Origin of the sequence: Nocardia sp. NPDC049220 (assembly GCF_040647855.1) — a bacterium.
Taxonomy (GTDB): domain Bacteria; phylum Actinomycetota; class Actinomycetes; order Mycobacteriales; family Mycobacteriaceae; genus Nocardia.
The window spans coordinates 720,750-741,341 of the sequence record NZ_JBEZDA010000001.1; the positions used below are offsets into that span (position 1 = coordinate 720,750).

A 20,592-nucleotide genomic window follows, 5' to 3' on the forward strand; every position below is an offset into this window, starting at 1 on the left:
GAGGAACCGTGTGAGCGGTATACCTCGCGGCGGCGACAGGGCACGCGGCCCGAACCGGAATCCGGGTGAACACCACCGGCCGATTCGGCGATCGGCGCCCCCTCGGAATCCGCCGATCTTCGGATTTCAGGGGGCGCCGATCATCGATCACCTGGATGGGTTCAGCGCACGGCTGCCGCGGCGGCGACCATGTTGCGCAGCGATGCCTCCACCTCGGCGGGCCCCCGGGTCTTCAACCCGCAGTCCGGATTCACCCAGAGCCGTTCGGCGGGTACCGCTTCGAGTGCCGCACGCAGCGACGTGGTGATCTCCTCCACGCTTGGCACCCGCGGCGAGTGGATGTCGTACACCCCAGGTCCGACGCCGAGGTCGAAGCCCGCGTCGTTGAGATCGTCGAGCACCTCCATGTGTGAGCGCGCCGCTTCGATCGACGTGACATCGGCGTCCAGTCCGGCGATCGCGTCGATCACCTCGCCGAATTCCGAATAGCACAGGTGGGTGTGGATTTGGGTGGCATCCGACACCCCGGAGGTCGCGAGCCGGAACGACCGCACCGACCACTCCAGGTAGGCGGGCTGATCAGCCGTGCGCAGCGGAAGCAGTTCGCGCAGCGCCGGTTCGTCGACCTGCACGATCCGGATGCCCGCGGTCTGCAGATCCACCGTCTCGTCCCGAATCGCCAGCGCCACCTGGCGTGCCGAATCACCCAGTGGCTGATCGTCGCGCACGAACGACCACGCGAGAATGGTCACCGGGCCGGTCAGCATTCCCTTGACCGGCTTGTCGGTGAGTGACTGCGCGTAGCCGATCCACTCGACGGTCATCGGTTCCCGGCGCGCCACATCGCCGAACAGGATCGGCGGGCGCACGCAGCGGGTGCCGTAGGACTGCACCCAGCCCTGTTCGGTGGCCGCGAACCCGTCGAGTTGCTCGGCGAAGTACTGCACCATGTCATTGCGCTCGGGTTCGCCGTGCACCAGCACGTCCAGCCCCAGCTTCTCCTGCAATGCGATGACATCCGTGATCTCGGCGCGCATCCGGCGCACGTATTCGGCCTGGTCGATCTCGCCCGTGCGCAGCGCGGCTCGCGCCAACCGGATCGCGGAGGTCTGCGGGTAGGAACCGATCGTCGTCGTGGGCAGTGCGGGTAGCCGCAGACGGTCGCGCTGCAGTTCGCGGCGCTGCTCGGCGGGCGAACGCCGGATCGACTCCGGCCCGAGCTCGGCCAACCGCGTCCGCACCCGCGGATCGTTCAGCCGCGGATCGGACTGTCGAGAGTCCCGCGCGGCCCGCGCCGCGGCCAATTCGGCGCCGACCGCCTCGGTGCCGTCGCGCAGCCCGGTCGCGAGCAGACCGACCTCGGCCACCTTCTCCGCACCGAAGGCCAGCCATGACCGCAGCCGCTCGTCCAGCCGGGTCTCGGCGGCCAGCGTGTAGGGCACGTGCAGTAGCGAACACGAGCTCGAAACAGCGACGTGCGCAGCGCATCCCAGCAGGGTGCCGAGGGTCGCCAAGCTATGGTCGAGATCGGTGCGCCACACATTGCGGCCGTCCACGACGCCCGCCACCAGCAGTTTGCCTGCCAAAGCCGGTACCGCCGCCACCGCGGAAACGTCGGTGCCGGAGGTGAAGTCGACCGCGACGCCCTCGATCTCGGTGCTCGCCAGCGCGGCGAGTGCGGCATCTGGGTGGCCGAAGTAGGTCGCGACGAGGATCGCTGGGCGATCGGTCGCCGCCGACAGGTCGGCGTAGGTGGTGTGCGCCAGATCGATCTCGTCCGCGCTGAGGTCCGTGACCAGTACCGGCTCGTCGATCTGTACCCACTCCGCACCCTCGGCGGCCAGCCGGCGTAGCAACTCGCGATACAGCGGGAGCAAGTCGGTCAGCCGAACTGCGACATTGCTACCGGTCGCCTTTGCCAGCTTCAGGAAAGTGATCGGCCCGACCACGACCGGCCGCGCGGGCACCCCCAGGGTGATTGCCTCGCGCACCTCCGCGAGGAGCTTCTCCGGGTGCAGCGAGAACTGAGTTTCCGGTCCGATCTCCGGCACCAGGTAGTGGTAGTTGGTGTCGAACCACTTCGTCATCTCCAGCGGTTCGACCGTCTCGGTGCCGCGCGCCGCAGCGAAGTACCGGTCCAGCGGGTCGGTGATCCCGGCGACCCGCGGTGGCAGCGCGCCGAGCAGAACGGCGGTATCGAGCACCTGGTCGTAGTAGGAGAAGGTGCCGACCGGAATCGAGTCGAGACCCGCGGCAAGCAACTCGGTGAGCTGGGCGTGCCGGAGGTCGCGTGCGACAGCGTGCAATTCGTCGGCGCTGATCCGGCCCGCCCAGTAGGCTTCGGTCGCTCGCTTGAGCTCGCGCCGCGGCCCTACCCGAGGTAGCCCGAGAACTGTTGCGGTGAACGGCTTCTGATGTGAAACAGGCACGATGTTTCTCCATTGCTGAGGTCGAAAACCATCGCCATACGGGCAGGCGGAGAACCATGCGACATGCCGGAGATATTCCCGGCGGGGGAGCCCGACACGTCAACGCTGGTGGTCCGCGCCCAATCCACGAGGCGGTGGCCGCCGGGTACGGCGTACCCGGCACGGCTGGCAGGTCTTCGGACTCGCGGGCACCGGCCGGATGGCCGACCTACTGGCCGTCGCTTCCCAAGTCGCGGAGCCTCCCGGCTCGTGAACTCAGTGCGTGGTGACGGCGGTCGTTCCTGCATACCGCTGCGGGACAGTCCCGGATTCCCACCGGGTTCCCTCTCACTCGCCCGGGTTGTCCGCCCGACCAAGCTCGACTCCGTTGCGCGACGTCGGGGCTCCATCTCGTCGTGCGCCGGTGAACCAGCTGCGTCTTCAGCATAGGACGCGCCGCGCCGGTCGTGGGCGACCGGTAGGGATATCCGCCTGTCGGCGCGAGCCGGTGCCCAGGGAAATCCGCAATGTCGATTCGGGAATTTCTCGGACACCGAGTTTATTCTCCGAGGTCGTCGTGGGCACGACGTACGGTGTCGGCTCCCATGGACGTCGCGCGGGCCGGCCGTCGCTCGGACGGCGGTCGACAGTTCCGCGACGCGTGGTGGTCCCGGGCGTCGGCTGGAAACCGCGGGTCGAGCGGCGCGATTCGCCCGAGGTGTCCTCCAGGTAACCGTGACTTCGCGGCGGACGTGGTCGGTGTGCGGAATGCCGCGAAGGGGCTTCTGTGTCGGTGCTGTACATGGCGCCGGGTACCTTAGGTCAATGTTCTCGAAAGTCTTGGTTGCCAACCGTGGCGAGATCGCCATCCGGGCCTTCCGCGCGGCGTACGAACTCGGCATCGGGACGGTCGCCGTGTTCCCCTACGAGGACCGCAACTCCGTCCATCGGCTCAAGGCGGCCGAGTCCTATCAGATCGGCGAAGCCGGCCATCCAGTGCGGGCCTACCTTTCCATCGAGGCCATCATCGAAGCGGCCAAGTCGGCGGGTGCGGACGCCATCTACCCGGGATACGGCTTCCTGTCGGAGAACCCGGACTTGGCGGCGGCCTGCGCTCGCGAGGGCATCACGTTCATCGGCCCGTCCGCCGAGGTGCTGGAACTCGCGGGGAACAAGGCCCGCGCCATCGCGGCGGCCAAGGCGGCCGGTCTGCCGGTGTTGCGGTCCAGCGCGCCATCGGCGGATGTGGACGAACTGATCGCCGCGTCACACGAGCTGGAGTACCCGATCTTCGTCAAGGCGGTCGCGGGCGGCGGCGGTCGTGGCATGCGGCAGGTGGCCGATGCCGCGCATCTGCGCGAATCGATCGAGGCGGCCGCGCGCGAGGCCGAATCGGCCTTCGGCGACCCGACCGTCTTCCTGGAACAGGCCGTGGTGAATCCGCGCCACATCGAGGTGCAGATCCTGGCCGACCAGCACGGCAACGTGATGCACCTGTTCGAGCGGGACTGTTCGGTGCAGCGCAGACACCAGAAGGTGATCGAGTTGGCACCCGCGCCGAACCTGGATCCGGCACTGCGTGAGCGCATCTGCGCCGACGCGGTGGCCTTCGCCCGGCGGATCGGCTACAGCTGCGCGGGCACCGTCGAGTTCTTGCTCGACGAGCGCGGCAACCACGTCTTCATCGAGATGAATCCGCGCATCCAGGTCGAGCACACGGTGACCGAGGAGATCACCGACGTCGACCTGGTGCAGTCGCAGCTGCGCATCGCCGCCGGGGAGACCCTGGAGCAGTTGGGCCTGAGCCAGGACTCGGTCACGATCCGCGGCGCCGCGTTGCAATGCCGGATCACCACCGAGGACCCGGCCAACGGATTTCGCCCCGACACCGGGCGCATCACTGCCTACCGCACGCCGGGCGGCGCGGGCATCCGGCTCGACGGCGGCGCGAACCTGGGCGCGGAGATCGGGGCCTACTTCGACTCGATGCTGGTGAAGCTCACCTGTCGAGGTCGCGATTTCGGCGCTGCGGTGGCACGGGCGAGCCGAGCTCTTGCCGAGTTCCGCATCCGTGGCGTGGCCACCAACATTCCGTTCCTGCTCGCGGTCCTCGACGATCCCGACTTCAAGGCGGGCCGGGTGACCACGTCGTTCATCGGTGAGCGTCCGCAACTGCTCACGCTGCGCGGCTCGGCCGACCGCGGCACCAAGATCCTCAACTATCTGGCCGACATCACGGTCAACAAGCCGCATGGCGAGCGGCCGACCACGCTGTACCCGCACGACAAGTTGCCTCCCATCGATCTGACCGTGCCGCCGCCGGACGGTTCCCGGCAGCGGCTGCTGCGGCTCGGGCCGGAGGGTTTCGCGCGGGCGCTGCGCGAGCAGACGGCGGTCGGAGTCACCGACACGACGTTCCGCGACGCACACCAGTCGCTGCTGGCCACCCGGGTCCGCACCAACGGCCTGCTCGGGGTCGCCGGCCATGTCGCTCGGCTCACGCCGGAGTTGCTGTCCATCGAGGCGTGGGGCGGCGCGACCTATGACGTGGCGCTGCGCTTCCTGTACGAGGATCCGTGGGAGCGGCTGGCCGCGCTGCGCGAAGCGGTGCCGAACATCTGTCTGCAAATGTTGCTGCGCGGGCGCAACACCGTCGGCTACACGCCGTACCCGCAGCAGGTGACCCGGGCATTCGTCCGGGAAGCCACCGACACCGGGATCGACATCTTCCGCATCTTCGACGCGCTCAACAACGTCGACCAGATGCGCCCGGCCATCGACGCGGTGCGCGAAACCGGGACGGCTATCGCGGAAGTCGCGATGAGCTACACCGGTGATCTGGCGAATCCGAACGAGTCGCTGTACACGCTGGACTACTACCTCAAACTCGCCGAACAGATCGTCGACGCGGGCGCGCACGTGCTGGCCATCAAGGACATGGCGGGCCTGTTGCGTGCTCCCGCCGCCGCCCAACTGGTCACCGCGCTGCGGGACAATTTCGACCTGCCGGTGCACGTGCACACCCATGACACCCCCGGCGGTCAGTTGGCCACCTATCTGGCCGCGTGGCAGGCCGGCGCCGACGCGGTGGACGGCGCCAGTGCCGCGATGGCCGGAACGACCAGTCAGCCCGCGTTGTCCGCGATCGTCGCGGCCGCCGCGCACGGCGAGTACGACACCGGTCTGAACCTGCAGAACGTCTGCGATCTGGAGCCGTACTGGGAGGCGTTGCGAAAGGTGTACGCGCCCTTCGAATCCGGGCTCCCGGCGCCGACCGGTCGGGTGTACACCCACGAGATCCCCGGCGGTCAGCTGTCGAACCTGCGGCAGCAAGCCATCGCGCTGGGGCTCGGTGACCGCTTCGAAGAGGTGGAGGCGAAATACGCCGCCGCGGACCGGCTGCTCGGCCGTCTCGTCAAGGTCACGCCGTCGTCGAAGGTCGTGGGCGACCTGGCACTCGCGCTGGTCGGCACCGGTGTCGATATCGAGGCCTTCGCCGAGGATCCGGGTCGTTACGACATCCCGGATTCCGTGATCGGTTTCCTGCGCGGCGAACTCGGCACCCCGGCGGGCGGATGGCCGGAGCCGTTCCGGAGCAAGGCGCTGGCCGGTCGTGGGTCCGCTAAGCCGGAAACCGCGCTGAGCCCTGAGGACGAGGCGGGGCTCGCGGGTACGTCGGAGCAGCGGCGCGCCACACTGAACCGCCTGCTGTTCCCCGGCCCGAACGCGGAGTTCCTCGCGCACCGCGAGAAGTACGGCGACACCTCCGGCTTGTCGGCGAACCAATTTCTCTACGGTCTGCGCCACGGCGAGGAACATCGCGTGCAGTTGGAGAAGGGAGTCACCCTGCTCATCGGCCTGGAGGCGATCTCCGAGCCGGACGAGCGCGGGATGCGTACCGTGATGTGCATTCTGAATGGGCAACTGCGTCCGGTCGCCGTGCGGGACCGTTCCATCGCCAGCGAGGTCCCGGCTGCGGAGAAGGCCGACAAGGGCAACGCGAGCCACATCGCGGCCCCGTTCGCCGGTGTGGTGACTCTCGCCGTGTCCGAAGGCGATTCGGTAGCGGTGGGTGACACCATCGGCACCATCGAGGCGATGAAGATGGAGGCCGCGATCACCGCGCCGCGCTCGGGCGTTGTCGGTCGGGTCGCGATCGGTCCGGTGCAGCAGGTCGAAGGCGGTGACCTGCTGATCGAGCTGGCCGTGCGCGAGTCTCCTGCCGAATGACGCGGATCGTCGCCGGTGCGGCGGGCGGGCGACGTTTGCGGGTGCCGCCCGCAGGCACCCGGCCGACGTCCGATCGGGTGCGGGAGGCGCTGTTCAGCGCCTTGGATGCGCGGATCGATTTCGCGGGCGCACGCGTGCTCGACCTGTACGCGGGTTCCGGCGCACTGGGATTGGAGGCGCTGTCGCGTGGCGCCGAGCACGCGTTGCTCGTCGAGTACAACCGCAAGGCGGCTGCCGTGGTGCGTGGCAATATCGCTGACCTCGGACTACCCGGCGCGCAGTTGCGGATCGCGACGGTGGCGAGCGTGCTGGAATCAGGTGGTGCGGGCGCCTTCGACGTGGTCTTCTCCGACCCGCCCTACGCGCTGGAGAACGCGGCGGTGCAGGCTGATCTGCGGGCGCTGGCCGAGCGTGACTGGCTGCGTCCCGGCGCGCTCGTCGTGCTGGAGCGGTCGGCGCGGTCCGCCGAAATCGACTGGCCCCCAGGCTTCATCCCCGCCAAGTCCCGCCGGTACGGTGAGACCCGCGTCGATCTCGCGGAGTTCGAGCTCGAGGCCGCTACTGCTCCGGCCACCGCTGACCACCCGGTGCGGTCCTGCTAGCGTCGGCTCATGGCCGGAGCAGTGTGCCCCGGGTCTTTCGACCCGGTGACCTATGGACACCTCGACGTCTTCAACCGGGCCGCGGCCCAGTTCGACGAGGTCGTCATCACCGTCATGATCAACAAGAACAAGCAGGGCATGTTCACCGTTGACGAACGCATGGAGATGCTGCGGGAGGCGACCACCCATCTGCCCAACGTCCGGGTGGAGTCGTGGCATGGCCTGCTCGTGGACTTCGCGCGGCAGCAGAGCATCTCCGCGATCGTGAAGGGCCTGCGCGATGCGGCCGATTTCGGCTACGAACTGCAGATGGCGCAGATGAACCAGAAGCTGTCCGGTGTGGACACCTTCTTCATCGCCACCAACCCGTCGTTCAGCTTCCTGTCCAGCTCGCTGGTGAAGGAGGTCGCGACCTTCGGCGGCGATGTCACCGACATGCTGCCCCCCTCGGTACACAAACGCCTACTCACCCGCCTGGCCGAACGTAGGGGCTGACCCGAGTAGCGAGAGGCCCCGCACGAGTTACTCACCACTCGACCGACGCCGCCCAGCCACCGCTGGACCTTTCCGCGGAGGCGGAAACAGCACCCCGCCCTCAGCAGAATATGGGTAACTCGCGGGAACGCCCACAACCCATCTGGCACCTACCGCAGGACTTGAACGGGAATCCCGTGCACCCAACTCGTACGGCCTGATTCCCCGGCGTGGTGGAACAGCGCCCCTGATCTCGATTGAACATGGGTAACTCCTGGGGTACCGCCACAACCCATCTGGCACCTACCGCAGGACTTGAACGCGAATCCCGTGCACCCAACTCGTACGGCCTGATTCCCCGGAGAGGTGGAACAGCGCCCCTGATCTCGATTGAACATGGGTAACTCCCGGGGTACCCCCGAAACCCATCTGGCACCTACCGCAAGACCTGAACGCGAATCCCGTGCACCCAACTGGTACGGCCTGAATTCCCGGAGAGGCGGAACAGTCAGAAGACCAGGCCGCGGAGGGCGAGGAAGCGCATGCCGCCGACTACGACCGTGATGGCCAGGATCGCGGTGGCCTGGGCGGTGTCTCCGAGGCCGGGCGCCCATACGCCGAGCGCGGCCAGTGCGGCGGTCGTGATGCCGAGGCCGACGAGCGCCAGCCCGCCGCCCTCCCACTGAGCGGTGAACCAACCGACTCGGCCGGCGGCGTGGAAGGTGAGCTGGCGGTGCAGTTCGTTGGCGATCACGGTGCTGACGATCGACCCGACGACGTTCGCGAGCAACGGCCCGGTGCCGTGCATGGCCAAGAACAACAGGACGTAGGCGACGTTGCTGGATCCACCGACCAGTGCGAATCGGATCAGTTGGGCGAGGCCTCGATCGCCCCGCACGTAGTGGGTCAACTGCTGGAACTTGGCGGCGACCGGAGCCGTCGGCAGTGCGGGATACGGGCCGTTCCAGGGCACGAGGAAGCTGGTGGCGCTTGCTCCGGACGGTCGCGGCAGTTCCAGACCAATCATCGTCTTTCCGATCGAACACGAGCCTTCGGTACGCACAACAGCGACGGCTATCGCTTCGTTCCCGTCGACTTTTGCCGCATTTCGCGGATACGGCATGGTCAGCATGTGCTGAACATGCCGTAACTGCGCATAGTCGGCGGACGTCTGTCCATTCCTCGGCTTCCTCATCCCGCGGTCCTCATCGGTCCGTGCCGAAGATCTCGAGCGACCTTCGGTTCGAATGTAGCACGAAGTGGAGAGGTAATCTCCACTTGATTGTGTGGCGTGCAAGACACCGGGACGACACACCGGAGGATGGCTCGGCGCGGGCGGTGACGGAGGGCACACTGGACCGCGGTGGAGTTTCGCCGTGAGTCCGCAGAAGGGTAGTGAGCATGTATCGCGTATTCGAAGCACTCGACGAACTGGTCGCCATCGTCGAAGAGGCACGCGGCATCCCGCCGACTCGCAGCTGCATCGTGCCGAGAGGTGAGGTGCTCGAGCTGCTCGACGACGTGCGCGACGCGCTGCCCGGCGAACTCGACGACGCCCAGGACGTGCTCGACCACCGGGACAAGATCGTCGCCGACGCCATCGCCTCCGCCGAGACCGCGGTGAGCGGTGCCAACGAGCAGGCGGAGCACACCATCGGCTCGGCTCGCGCGGAGGCCGACCGGATCCTCGCCGACGCCAAAGCGCATGCCGACCGGATGGTCGCGGAGGCGAGCAGCCATGCCGACCATTTGGTCGCCGCCGCACAGGAGGAAGCCGATCGAGTGGTGGCGGACGGCAACGCCGAATTCAAGGCGTTGACCGGTCGCGCGCGCACCGAATCGGAGCGGATGATCGACGCGGGCAAGGCGTCCTACGAACGCTCGGTCGCCGACGGTCTCGCCGAGCAGGAGCGGCTGGTCTCGCAGACCGAGGTGGTGCGCGCCGCACACGCGGAATCGGCCAGGGTCATCGATGCCGCGCATGCCGAAGCGGACCGGTCACGCGAAGAGTGCGACCACTATGTGGACGGCAGGCTGGCCGACTTCGAGGAGACGCTGAACAGCGCGCTGCGTACGGTCGGGCGGGGAAGGCACCAGTTGCGCTCCGGCGCGGGCGCACCGGACTACGTCACCGAATACCGCAGGTGAGTGGCGCGCGTGACCGGCTCGGTTTGGGTGACGGCCGCGTGGTCGCGTAGTGTCAACGGTTGCCCATATTCCCTCGAACGTGAGTGAGTTCGTGATGCCCGCCGGTTCCGGTTCCGCGTCGCGTTCCCGTGCGGACCGGCGCCGTGCGCCGGACGCGGCTTTCGTGCTGGATACCCGTCGCCTCGGTCGTAGGCCGGGGACCATGCGGGAGTTGCGCCGAACCCTGACCACGAACAACCGCATCGGGCTCGATCTGATCGCCATCCCCGCGCACTCGCAGGTCGAACTCGATCTGCGATTGCAGGCGGTGTCCGAAGGCGTGCTCGTCACCGGAACGGTGTCCGCGACGACCGAGGGCGAGTGCTCACGGTGTCTGGAGCCGTTCACCGGCGAGGTGAGCCTGGATATCACCGAGCTGTTCGCCTACCCGGACAGCGCCACCGAGCAAACCACCGAGGACGATGAGGTCCACCGAATGGTCGACGACACCGTCGATCTGGAGCCGGTGGTCGTCGACGCGGTGGGCCTCGAACTTCCGCTGCAACCGTTGTGTACCCCGGACTGCGCTGGTTTGTGCCCGGAATGCGGAGTACGGATGGCGATTGCGGGATCCGACCACGGGCATGACATACTTGACCCCCGCTGGGCCGGATTGGCTAAGTTCACCACCGGATCGCCCGGCACCGGCAGCCCCGAAGCGGGCGCGGCCGACCAAGACCGCTAAGCAATACTGATCAGCCGAATTGGCAAGCAAGAGGACAGAGGAGAAGTAGTCGTGGCCGTTCCCAAGCGCCGGATGTCCCGTTCCAACACCAGGTCGCGGCGCAGCCAGTGGAAGGCCACCGCGCCGACCCTGATCACCTGCCCGAACCGCGCCTGCGGCGAGAAGACGCTGCCGCATATCGCCTGCCCGTCCTGCGGCACCTACAAGGGTCGCCAGGTCACCGCCGCGGTCTGAGCGTTCGATCAACCATATCGACGTGACCGACGAATCCGACTCGTCCGGTGAACATGCGAGCCTGCTCTCCGCGCTAGGCGTTGGTGTACAGGCGGATCTGTTGCGCCTCGCGCTCACACATCGGTCGTACGCGTACGAGAACGGTGGACTGCCGACCAACGAGCGTCTCGAGTTTCTCGGCGACTCCGTCCTCGGCCTGAGCATCACCGAGCGGCTGTACCACGAGCATCCCACCAAGTCCGAGGGTGAGCTGGCCAAGCTACGCGCGAGCGTGGTGAACATGCGCGCGCTCGCCGAGGTCGCCCGCGGTCTCGGCGAGGGCGGCCTGGGTGCGCACTTGCTGCTCGGCAAGGGTGAGGAGCTGACCGGCGGCCGCGACAAGGAGAGCATCCTTGCCGACGGCATGGAGTCGCTGCTCGGCGCCGTGCATTTGCAGCACGGCATCGATGTCGCCCGCTCCGTGGTGCTGCGGTTGTTCGCCGAGCTGCTCGAGCGCGGTCCTCGTATGGGCGCGGGTTTGGACTGGAAGACAAGCTTGCAGGAGCTCACCGCCGAGCGGGGTCTCGGCGTGCCCAGCTACGAGATCACCTCGACCGGGCCGGACCATGACAAGGAATTCACCGCGACCACGGTGATCGGTGGCCGAGCCTACGGGCAAGGCGTGGGCCGGTCCAAGAAGGAAGCCGAGCAGAAGGCCGCGGGTACCGCCTACGAGGCGTTGACCGCCGAATCCTGACATGCCGGAACTTCCCGAGGTAGAGGTGGTTCGGCGTGGTCTCGCCGAGCATGTGGTGGGCCGCGTCGTCGAATCGGTGGCGATCACGCATCCTCGCTCGGTGCGCCGCCATCTCGAAGGCGCTGCTGATCTCGCCGGGCGCCTGACTGGTCTGAAGGTCGAGTCGGCCGAGCGCCGCGGCAAGTTTCTGTGGCTGACCTTCGACGACCACGAGGTCGCGCTGGTGGTGCACCTGGGTATGAGTGGCCAGATGTTGGTGCAACCCGCCGACGCGCCACTACAGAAGCACGCGCACATCCGCGCCACCCTCGGCGACGGCACTCAACTGCGTTTCGTCGATCAGCGCACGTTCGGCGGCTGGGCACTGGCACCGCTGGTCGAGGTGGATGGCACTCTGCTGCCCGAGCCGGTGGCGCATATCGCCCGCGACCCGCTCGATCCTCGGTTCGAGGTCGATGCCGTGATCGCGGCCATCCGCGGTAAGCAGAGCGAAATCAAACGGGTGCTGCTCGACCAGGGCGTCGTTTCGGGCATCGGCAATATCTACGCCGACGAGTCGTTGTGGCGCGCGAAGATCAACGGCGGTCGTCCCGCGTCGGGACTGTCCCGGCCCGCTGTGCGCGGCCTGCTCGACGCCGTGGGCTCGGTGATGGGTGCGGCGCTCGCCGCCGGCGGCACCTCCTTCGACGCGCTCTATGTCAACGTCAATGGCCAGTCCGGATACTTCGAGCGTTCCCTTGCCGTCTACGGTCGCGAGAACGAGCCATGCGGGCGCTGCGGCGCGCCGATCACGCGCGAGCGGTTCATGAACCGCTCGTCCTACACTTGTCCGCGCTGCCAGCCGAAACCGCGCCGCGCCTAGCGCACGCGACTACCGTTCCTTCGAGGCTGGTCGGAATGCCAGCCGGCTGTGAGGGAGGAAGCATGCGCAAGCTCACCTATTACGTCGCCTCGACCATTGATGGATTCATCGCTACCGAAGAGGGCTCTGTCGACTTCTTCCCGGTCGGTGGTGATCACGGTCCGGCGATCACCGCGCAGTACCCGGAAACGCTGCCGACCAAAGTGCGGGAAGCAATCGGGGTAGACCAACAGAATCGCTACTTCGACACGGTGCTGATGGGGCGCAAGACGCACGACTTCGGGGTGCGCACCGGTACCTCCAGTCCGTATGCCCATCTGAAGCAATACGTGGTCTCGTCCACCTTGCCCGAGAGCCCTGATCCGGCGGTCGAGCTGATCGCCGAGGATCCCCTGGCGAAGGTTCGCGAGCTCAAGCGCGACACGGGGCTCGGCATCTGGCTGTGCGGCGGCGGTGAACTGGCGCAGGTGCTGCTTCCCGAGATCGACCAGGTGTTCCTCAAGCTGTATCCGATCGTGCTCGGCCGCGGGCGAGCCCTGTTCGGCGAAGGGCCACGGCTGTCGAAGGCGGCCGAGTTCCGGGTGATCACCAGCCGAGTGTTCGAGGACGGGGTGGCGTTCGTGAAGTACAGCCGGATCCCCTGACACGACCGTGGGAAATGATCCGAATGGTGCATCGGACCGGGGCACGACGCCGGGTCCGGTGGAGGCGTTGCGGGAGATCGGGTTCTGGCTGGAACGCTCCCGGGCGGACACACATCGGGTCAAGGCCTACCGGCGCGCCGCCGAACTGGTCGCGGAGTTGACCGCGGACGAGCGGGAGTCGCACCGGGCGGCCCGCAGTTGGCGCGAGATCGCCGGCATCGGGCCCAAGACCGCCGCCGTGATCGAGCAGGCGTACGAGGGTGCGGTACCGCGGTATCTGGCCGAGTTGCGGGGCGCGGCACAGCCGATCGGGGTGGATGGCCGACCGTTGCGTGCGCGGCTGCGCGGTGATCTGCACACCCACTCGAATTGGTCCGACGGCGGGAGTCCGATCGAGGAGATGATGGGCGTCGCGGCCGCGCTCGGCCACGAATATTGTGCTCTGACCGACCATTCGCCACGGCTGACCGTCGCCAACGGACTGTCCGCCGACCGGCTGCGCAGGCAGCTCGACGTGATCGCCGAACTCAACGAGCGGATGTCGCCGTTGCGAATCCTCACCGGCATCGAGGTGGACATCCTCGACGACGGCGCCCTGGACCAGGCGGCTGATCTGCTCGCGGAGCTGGATGTCGTGGTAGCCAGCGTGCATTCGCGTCTGCGTGATGACAGTGCGACGATGACCAAGCGGATGGTGCGTGCAGTCGCCGACCCCAACGTCGATGTGCTCGGCCACTGCACTGGGCGGCTGGTCGAGGGCAGCCGCGGTACTCGGCCGGAGTCGTCGTTCGACGCGGAGGTGGTGTTCGAAGCGTGCCGCACCTATGGCACCGCGGTCGAGATCAACAGCAGGCCGGAACGGCGCGATCCCCCCGCGCGATTGCTGCGGCTGGCTGTCGAGATGGGCTGTCTTTTCGCTGTCGACACCGACGCGCACGCCCCTGGCCAGCTCGATTGGCAGGGCTACGGATGCGAACGTGCGCTGGCGAACGGTGTTGCCGCCGAACGGGTGATCAATACTTGGCCGCTGGCGGATCTGCTGGCCTGGACTCGGCGCGAGGGAATTCGACCGGTGGGTTAACAGTTGTCGAATAGTCTTCTCGTCGGCGTGTGGGACGCCGACGGCCCCTGAGAATGAGGGGCAACAGGGACTTCTCGGGGAGTGGGATCAACCGGTGAGTGACTTTCCGCTCGAAATCGTTTTGGCGCTCATCGGTATCGCCGTGCCGATCGCCGCCTTTCTCTGGGAGTTCGTCTTCGCGGGCCGCAGGCGGCTCGGGTATCGGGTGCAGATGGATACGCCGGTCACCGGTGAGATCAGGTCGGTGTTCCCAGGTGTGCTTGCGCAACTGCGTCCTTCGATCGATGGCGCCAACCCGAGTCTGAAGGACATCTCCGTCGTCCTGGTGCGGATCGAGAACAGTGGTGTCACGACGATCGACACCCAGGACTACAAGGCGCCCGAATCCGCCAGAATCGGTCTGCACCTGTGGTTTCCGCAGCGCACAGTGATCGGGATGGCGGTGACCGAGCTGAGCGATCCGGCGCTGGCCGACAATCTCGACGTGGAATCCGGCATCGCGGTGCGCGAGGACGCCGACGGTCACATCGGCGTGATCGATCTCCCCAAAGTGCCGCTGGGCCCCTCCGAACACTACAAAATCCTGGCTATTCTGCAACGCGCCGAAGGGGGCGGGGAATATGTGCCGCCGGTGCTGCGCGGGGGGATCAAGAGCGGTCGGGTCATCGAAACACGCAGCCGCACGGGTGTTTCCCGGATGATGCTGGCGCTCACGGTCTTCCTGGTGTCGGTGATCGTCGTCCAACTCGTGGTCGCCGCGCTGGAGCCTTCGCCTGCGCCGCTGGATTGCGCCGCAGGGAAGGTGACGATGGTCGGTTCGTCGGCCTTCGGTCCGGCCATCCGGGACGCCGCGGAGCAGTATCGGAAGCGCTGCACCGGTGCGGAATTCACCTTCGAGTTCGAGGGAACCGAGCGTGGCCTGGACCGGATCGCCGAGGAGGGGGCCGGAAATCCCGGGTTGCTCGCGATCAGCGACGGTGCGAAGGGCACTGGGTATCCGGCCCTGGTGCCGCGTCCGCTAGCGCTGTCGCTGTTCACCATGATCGTGCACCCGGGGGTCGGCCTCCGCGGGCTCACCGTGGCTCAGATCCGGGAACTCTACCGGGGCACGATCAGCAACTGGCGCGAGGTGGGCGGTCCGGATCTGCCGGTCGTTCTGGTCAATCGAAACCCCGGCTCAGGAACCCGAAATGCCCTCGAGCGCAGGCTGCTCGACGCCGAGCAGCCCGTTCGACCGCACGTGAGTGGCGCGGCGCTCAAGGGCACCGCCATCACCTCGTTCGCGCACTGCGAGGTGCAGTTGACCGCGGATATGCGCAAGGCCGTAGCCGAGATACCCGGCGCGATCGGTTATACGGAGTTCGCCGATGCGATCGATGCGGGCCTGTCGACCGTCACGATAGACGGTGTCGGCGCCGGCCGTGATCCCGCATTGCGGCGCACCTATCCGTTCTGGGGGGTCGAGTACGCCTACAGCAACGGAGAACTTCCCGGCGGCTCGCTCGCCGCGAGCTTCCTGCACTTCCTGATCGATCAGACCGGCAAGGAAGTGCTGCGGGCACACGGTAACGCGCCGTGCACCGACCTACCCGACCCGGGACGCTGCCTGCCCGATTCGTGACGTTCCTGCCCGATGGCCAACGCTATGCCATCAGCTCTCCTCGAACGGAAAAGCCCAAACCCTCCAGGTCGCACACCTCGAACTCGCTGCCCACTACAGGCACGCGCCACCCCCACACTGCCGACCGTTCCGACGAACGGAGTCATATGGTGACTGATCTGCCTTGGGTGGCCGTCATTTCACTACCGTCGATGGATTGCGCGCTGGATGGGGCTGGTCGACGTGCCGGACGCACCGCGGGCGGAGCCGGATCCGTCGGTGTCCGGTCGGGACGCCACCGTCGTTGTCGAGGGTCGAGCGCCGCGCTCCGAGGCGCGCCAGGGAACCGTCATGCGGACGTCTTAATGATTGCTCAACGTATGCTAGAAGTTACATTTTTTGCAATCTGAACGGTTTGAAAGAAACCAATCGAGGTACCTCCCTGTCGGCCCCCCTGATCACGTCAGCGGAGTGACCAGGCCAACCATGCCCCATGGACGGCGGTGTAGCTCAAGACTTCACCCTCGCCGCGGCGGCCACTTAGTTCAGTTCGGCGCCCGGTACACCGAGTGCTGGGTGGATGCGAGTGCTACTGGTTGTCCCTGGAAGGAGGGTCATGAGCGCGTTATCCGCGCCGGTCTCGGCGCAACTGGCATCGCCCGATCTGCATATGGCATCGACAGAACTGATGTCGATCGATCACGTCGATACCCCATTCCGCATTGCGATGGTGGTGCCGCCGTACTTCGACGTACCGCCAAAGGCGTACGGCGGCGTCGAGGCTGTAGTCGCCGATCTGGTAGACGCACTGGTGGCCCGGGGCCACGATGTCACCCTGTTCGGCGCGGGAGAGCCGGGCACCAAGGCCAAGTTCGTGCCGGTGTGGGATCGGGCGTTGCCCGAGCGCCTCGGCGAGCCCTTTCCCGAAGTCGTGCACGCGCTGCGGGTGCGCCGCGCGATCGAGAAGGTTGCTGCGACATCGGGTGTCGACCTGGTGCACGACCACACCTTCGCCGGACCGCTCAATGCCTACGCTTACCAGAGCCTCGGCTTGCCGACGGTGCTGACCGTGCACGGGCCGGTGGAGGACGACATCTATCGGTACTACCAGGATCTCGGCGAGGAGGTGGCGCTGGTCGCGATCAGTGACCGCCAGCGCGAACTCGCGCAGGGCCTGAACTGGTCCGGGCGAGTGCACAATGCGCTGAATGTCGACGATTGGCCGTTCCAGGTCGAGAAGGGCGACTACGCGCTGTTCCTCGGTCGGTTCAACGAGTGCAAGGCCCCGCATCTTGCGCTGGAAGCCGCCCACGCCGCAGGCATCCCCTTGGTGCTGGCCGGCAAGTGCAGCGAAGTGCCCGAGAAGGCGTACTTCGAGCAGAAGGTGCGCCCGCTGCTCACGGACAATGATCATCTATTCGGCCTCGCCGACGCGACGGCTAAGCGTAAGCTGCTGGCCAATGCGCGTTGCCTGTTGTTCCCGATTCGCTGGGAGGAACCGTTCGGCATGGTGATGATCGAATCGATGGTCTGTGGAACGCCGGTGGTCGCGTTGCGCGGCGGGGCGGTCTCCGAGGTAGTCGTCGACGGCGTGACCGGCCGCATCTGTGACGACCCCGCCGAATTGCCCGCGGCCATCGCGGAAGTCCAGACGATTGATCCGGCCGCTTGCCGGGCCCATGTGCAGGCGAAGTTCGGGTCCGACACCCTCGGCCGCGGGTATGAGCAGGTGTACCGCAACCTGCTGTGGTCGAGGAAACGGTTCGGGACCATGCCGATCGAGCCGCAGGCCCCCGCCACGACCACGGTCAGAATCGCGACAAACGGATTGGCGTGACCGGAACCGCGCCTTTGAACCCCGCCCCCCTGAATTCCGGTGAACCAGCCGGATTCGGGGGGTGTGGTTCGGTGACCCTGGTGGAAGGCGGCACCTTCTGCCTGTCGAACCGGCACGGCGACGTCGAGCCCGGTAAGCCGCACGGCCTGTTCTTCCGGGATGCGCGCGTGCTGTCGCGCTGGGAACTGTTGGTAGACGGCAAACCTGCCGAACCGCTGTCGGTGCTGAGTCCGGAGGCGTTCGCCGCCAGGTTCGTGTTGCGCAGGCCGCCGCAGGCGGGTCTGGCCGACAGCACGCTGCTGGTGGTGCGCGAGCGGATCGTGGCCGACGGCATGCACGAGCTGCTGACGCTGGAGAACATGAGTCGCGAGCCGACGGCGGTCCTGCTGGAACTGCACGTCGACGCGGACTTCGTCGATCTGTTCGCGGTCAAGGAAGGCCGCGCCGGGCACGGCAGGGCGGATCTGACGGTGGCCGACGGGGAATTGGTGCTGCATGACCACGCCGACCGCATGCGAGGCATCTCGGTCTCCGCGACTGTCCAACCCGAGGTGATGCCCGGAACTCTGGTGTGGCGGGTGATCGTACCGGTCGGCGAATGCTGGCAAACGGAAATCATCGCCCAGCCGACCTTGGGCAATCAGCGTTTTCAGGCGGTTGCCCCTGGTGAGCACTATGGCGTCAGCGCGCCGGGCCGCAAGATCGAGGCATGGCGGGACACCGCCACCGACATCGTCGCGTCCGACCCGATACTCACTCGAGTACTGCGCCGTACCGAAAGCGACCTGGGTGCATTGCAGATCCACGACGAGTCCGGCGACGGAAGGCCGTTCGTCGCGGCAGGCGCGCCGTGGTTCATGACGTTGTTCGGCCGCGACAGTCTGCTCACCGCCTGGATGGCGCTGCCGCTGGAGGTGGACCTCGCGCTGGGCACCTTGCAGCAGCTGGCTGAACTGCAAGGGCAAGAGGTGAATCCGCTCACCGAGGAGGAGCCGGGGCGCATCATGCACGAGATGCGCCGGGGCCCGGCGGGCGGGCAGGTGCTGGGCGGCAACATCTACTACGGGACCGCCGACGCGACACCGCTGTTCGTGATGCTGCTCGCGGAATGTTATCGCTGGGGTGCGCATCCGGAGGCGATCAAGGAGCTGTTGCCCGCGGCCGACGCCGCGTTGCGCTGGATCACCGAGTACGGCGACCGCGACGGCGACGGTTTCGTCGAATATCGGCGCGCGACCGACCGAGGACTGATCAACCAGGGCTGGAAAGACAGTTACGACGGAATCAACGACGCCACCGGACATATCGCCAAGGCGCCGATCGCGCTGTGCGAGGTGCAGGGATATGTGCACGCCGCGCTGCTCGCCAGAGCCGCCCTCGCCGAGGTATTCGACGACATTCGGCTGGCCGGGCGCTTGCGGGAGCGCGCGGCGGAGTTGCGCGGCAAGTTCGCCGAACAGTTCTGGCTGCCCGAGCGTGGCTGGTACGCCGTCGCGCTGGACGGCGGCAAGCGGCAGGTCGACGCGCTGACCAGCAATGCCGCACACTGCCTGTGGTCGGGTATCGCCAGTGACGAGCACGCGGCCGAACTGGTGATGCGGTTGTCGGGTCCGGAGATGGACACCGGGTTCGGGCTGCGGACCCTGGCATCGAACATGGGCGCCTACAACCCGATGAGTTACCACTGTGGCTCGGTTTGGCCGCATGACACGGCGATCGCGGTGGCCGGTCTGCTGCGCTACCGGCATCTGCCGGGCGCTGTCGAGTTGGCGACCCAACTGGCTTCCGGATTGCTCGACGCGGCCGCGTCTTTCGATGGGCGGCTGCCCGAGCTTTTTTGTGGCTTTCCGCGTTCGCGGTTCGCCAGCCCGGTGCCGTATCCGACGTCCTGCTCGCCGCAGGCGTGGGCAAGTGCCGCACCGCTGTTGCTGGTGCGCGCATTTCTCGGCCTCGACCCCGATGTGCCGAATCGAACCCTCACCGTGCGCCCGCAGCTGCCGCCGACCTGGGGCAAGGTCTCGCTCAAGGCATTGCGCCTCGGCGCGATCACCGTCGATCTGGACGCGGAGGGCGACCAGATCACCGCCGCTCGGCTGCCCGACGACTGGCGTCTGGTCACTCGGTGACGCGAGAAGGTTGCCGACCGGCCTGACGGGTATGCCTCCCGCATATGGAGATTGTCCAGCCGCTGACCGAGACACCGCGCAGGCGGGGAGGTGCACGATGCAGACATCGCTGGATATGCGGGACCTGTGGCGTACACAGCACCGGGACTGCACCGCCGAGCCCAGTACGGAACTAAGTATCGATCGCGCACTGTTTCTCCGGAGCATCCACGCCGGCCATGGTCCGGATTGTCGCCAGTACCTCGCGGCAGCGGCCTATTGCCTCGAACACGGGGACGAACTCTGACCGCGCGGTCCACCACCGGACGACGGGCCGCGAATCCCCCTTTGTCCGGGCGTTGTCGAGGATCGGAGCTGGTCGAGTCGATGGCCGCGCGGAAATCGGGCCGCCTGCCGCCGTCGTCGGTTCCCGATCGACGGAGCTACAGAATGGCGAACGCGACGACCAAACCGAGCGCGAAGTGCGCGGCGGCGACGACGAGGATCTCGGTGGTGTAGGTGTCGGAGTGCAGCGCGGCGCCGATATCGATGCCCAGCGCCCGTTCGATCACTCGGACCGAGATGACCTGAGCGACGATTCCGACCAGGCCGAACACGAGCGACGCGATCAGGCCCTCGGAGAGTTTGCCACCACCGCCGACCGCGAAGATGGCCAGTACGACGATGAACGCCATGCTGATCATGCCGGCCGCGGTGACGATGATGGCGTTCGGCTTGCCTGCCACCACCAGTGCGCGCAGTTTGCCCGGTGTGGTCAGATCGATGGCGTAGAAGCCGATGAGCATAAGCGCCAAGCCGACCAGCGCGTAGAGGATGATCGCTCCCACGCCCTCGCCGAGTGAACTCCAGTACCCTGATTCGAGGGCGACTGCGGTCATCTTGATCC

Annotated in this window: 16 protein-coding genes and 1 riboswitch; of the genes, 13 read left to right on the forward strand and 3 right to left on the reverse strand. The window is 67.0% G+C overall.

From position 1 onward, the window contains the following. Positions 1 to 161 precede the first annotated feature (161 nt). Entirely contained in the window at positions 162 to 2,429 is a 2,268-nt protein-coding gene (gene metE, locus AB0C34_RS03065) for a 5-methyltetrahydropteroyltriglutamate--homocysteine S-methyltransferase (RefSeq protein WP_357066892.1), read from the reverse strand. 170 nt (positions 2,430 to 2,599) lie between these two features. Then, positions 2,600 to 2,757, reverse strand: a riboswitch (cobalamin riboswitch). 476 nt (positions 2,758 to 3,233) lie between these two features. On the opposite strand from metE, the gene AB0C34_RS03070 reads away from it, so the two are divergent. The 3 genes from AB0C34_RS03070 to coaD are packed head-to-tail and all read left to right on the forward strand — an operon-like array spanning position 3,234 to position 7,735. Then, positions 3,234 to 6,638, forward strand: coding sequence for a pyruvate carboxylase (locus AB0C34_RS03070; RefSeq protein WP_357066894.1), 3,405 nt, complete (start codon positions 3,234 to 3,236; stop codon positions 6,636 to 6,638). Beyond that, a complete protein-coding gene (gene rsmD, locus AB0C34_RS03075; RefSeq protein ID WP_357066896.1) occupies positions 6,635 to 7,240 on the forward strand; it encodes a 16S rRNA (guanine(966)-N(2))-methyltransferase RsmD in 606 nt (201 codons plus the stop codon). The genes AB0C34_RS03070 and rsmD overlap by 4 nt, the downstream gene beginning before the upstream one ends. A gap of 9 nt (positions 7,241 to 7,249) precedes the next feature. Further along, positions 7,250 to 7,735, forward strand: a complete 486-nt coding sequence (gene coaD / locus AB0C34_RS03080; RefSeq protein WP_357066898.1) for a pantetheine-phosphate adenylyltransferase — start codon at positions 7,250 to 7,252, stop codon at positions 7,733 to 7,735. 487 nt (positions 7,736 to 8,222) lie between these two features. On the opposite strand, the gene AB0C34_RS03085 is transcribed toward coaD, so the two are convergent. Continuing rightward, on the reverse strand, positions 8,223 to 8,741 hold the full coding sequence (locus AB0C34_RS03085) for a GtrA family protein (RefSeq protein WP_357068424.1): 519 nt from the start codon (positions 8,739 to 8,741) through the stop codon (positions 8,223 to 8,225). 374 nt (positions 8,742 to 9,115) lie between these two features. Between AB0C34_RS03085 and AB0C34_RS03090 the strand changes: the two genes are divergently transcribed. The 10 genes from AB0C34_RS03090 to AB0C34_RS03135 all read left to right on the forward strand — a co-directional run bounded on the left by AB0C34_RS03090 (position 9,116) and on the right by AB0C34_RS03135 (position 19,706). After that, on the forward strand, positions 9,116 to 9,862 hold the full coding sequence (locus tag AB0C34_RS03090; protein ID WP_357066900.1) for a DivIVA domain-containing protein: 747 nt from the start codon (positions 9,116 to 9,118) through the stop codon (positions 9,860 to 9,862). Between the two features lie 94 nt (positions 9,863 to 9,956). Next, positions 9,957 to 10,586 (forward strand): DUF177 domain-containing protein, encoded by a 630-nt coding sequence (locus tag AB0C34_RS03095; protein WP_357068426.1) that lies wholly within the window; start codon positions 9,957 to 9,959, stop codon positions 10,584 to 10,586. Between the two features lie 51 nt (positions 10,587 to 10,637). Then, positions 10,638 to 10,820 (forward strand): 50S ribosomal protein L32, encoded by a 183-nt coding sequence (rpmF, locus tag AB0C34_RS03100; protein WP_014987105.1) that lies wholly within the window; start codon positions 10,638 to 10,640, stop codon positions 10,818 to 10,820. A gap of 22 nt (positions 10,821 to 10,842) precedes the next feature. Further along, positions 10,843 to 11,556 (forward strand): ribonuclease III, encoded by a 714-nt coding sequence (gene rnc / locus AB0C34_RS03105; RefSeq protein WP_357066902.1) that lies wholly within the window; start codon positions 10,843 to 10,845, stop codon positions 11,554 to 11,556. 1 nt (position 11,557) lies between these two features. Further along, positions 11,558 to 12,418: a bifunctional DNA-formamidopyrimidine glycosylase/DNA-(apurinic or apyrimidinic site) lyase gene (mutM, locus tag AB0C34_RS03110; protein WP_357066904.1), complete on the forward strand. Its 861-nt coding sequence runs from the start codon at positions 11,558 to 11,560 to the stop codon at positions 12,416 to 12,418. A gap of 62 nt (positions 12,419 to 12,480) precedes the next feature. After that, a complete protein-coding gene (locus AB0C34_RS03115) occupies positions 12,481 to 13,062 on the forward strand; it encodes a dihydrofolate reductase family protein (RefSeq protein ID WP_357066906.1) in 582 nt (193 codons plus the stop codon). Between the two features lie 7 nt (positions 13,063 to 13,069). Further along, entirely contained in the window at positions 13,070 to 14,143 is a 1,074-nt protein-coding gene (locus AB0C34_RS03120) for a PHP domain-containing protein (RefSeq protein ID WP_357066908.1), read from the forward strand. 94 nt (positions 14,144 to 14,237) lie between these two features. After that, positions 14,238 to 15,764, forward strand: a complete 1,527-nt coding sequence (locus AB0C34_RS03125) for a substrate-binding domain-containing protein (protein WP_357066910.1) — start codon at positions 14,238 to 14,240, stop codon at positions 15,762 to 15,764. A gap of 649 nt (positions 15,765 to 16,413) precedes the next feature. Further along, positions 16,414 to 17,580 carry a glycosyltransferase family 4 protein gene (locus AB0C34_RS03130; protein ID WP_357068428.1) on the forward strand — a complete coding sequence of 389 codons (1,167 nt, stop codon included), beginning with the start codon at positions 16,414 to 16,416 and terminating at the stop codon, positions 17,578 to 17,580. A 14-nt stretch (positions 17,581 to 17,594) separates the two neighbouring features. Continuing rightward, positions 17,595 to 19,706: a glycogen debranching N-terminal domain-containing protein gene (locus AB0C34_RS03135; protein ID WP_357068430.1), complete on the forward strand. Its 2,112-nt coding sequence runs from the start codon at positions 17,595 to 17,597 to the stop codon at positions 19,704 to 19,706. A 422-nt stretch (positions 19,707 to 20,128) separates the two neighbouring features. On the opposite strand, the gene AB0C34_RS03140 is transcribed toward AB0C34_RS03135, so the two are convergent. Continuing rightward, on the reverse strand, positions 20,129 to 20,584 hold the full coding sequence (locus AB0C34_RS03140; protein WP_357066912.1) for a DUF350 domain-containing protein: 456 nt from the start codon (positions 20,582 to 20,584) through the stop codon (positions 20,129 to 20,131). Between the last annotated feature and the right edge of the window lie 8 nt (positions 20,585 to 20,592).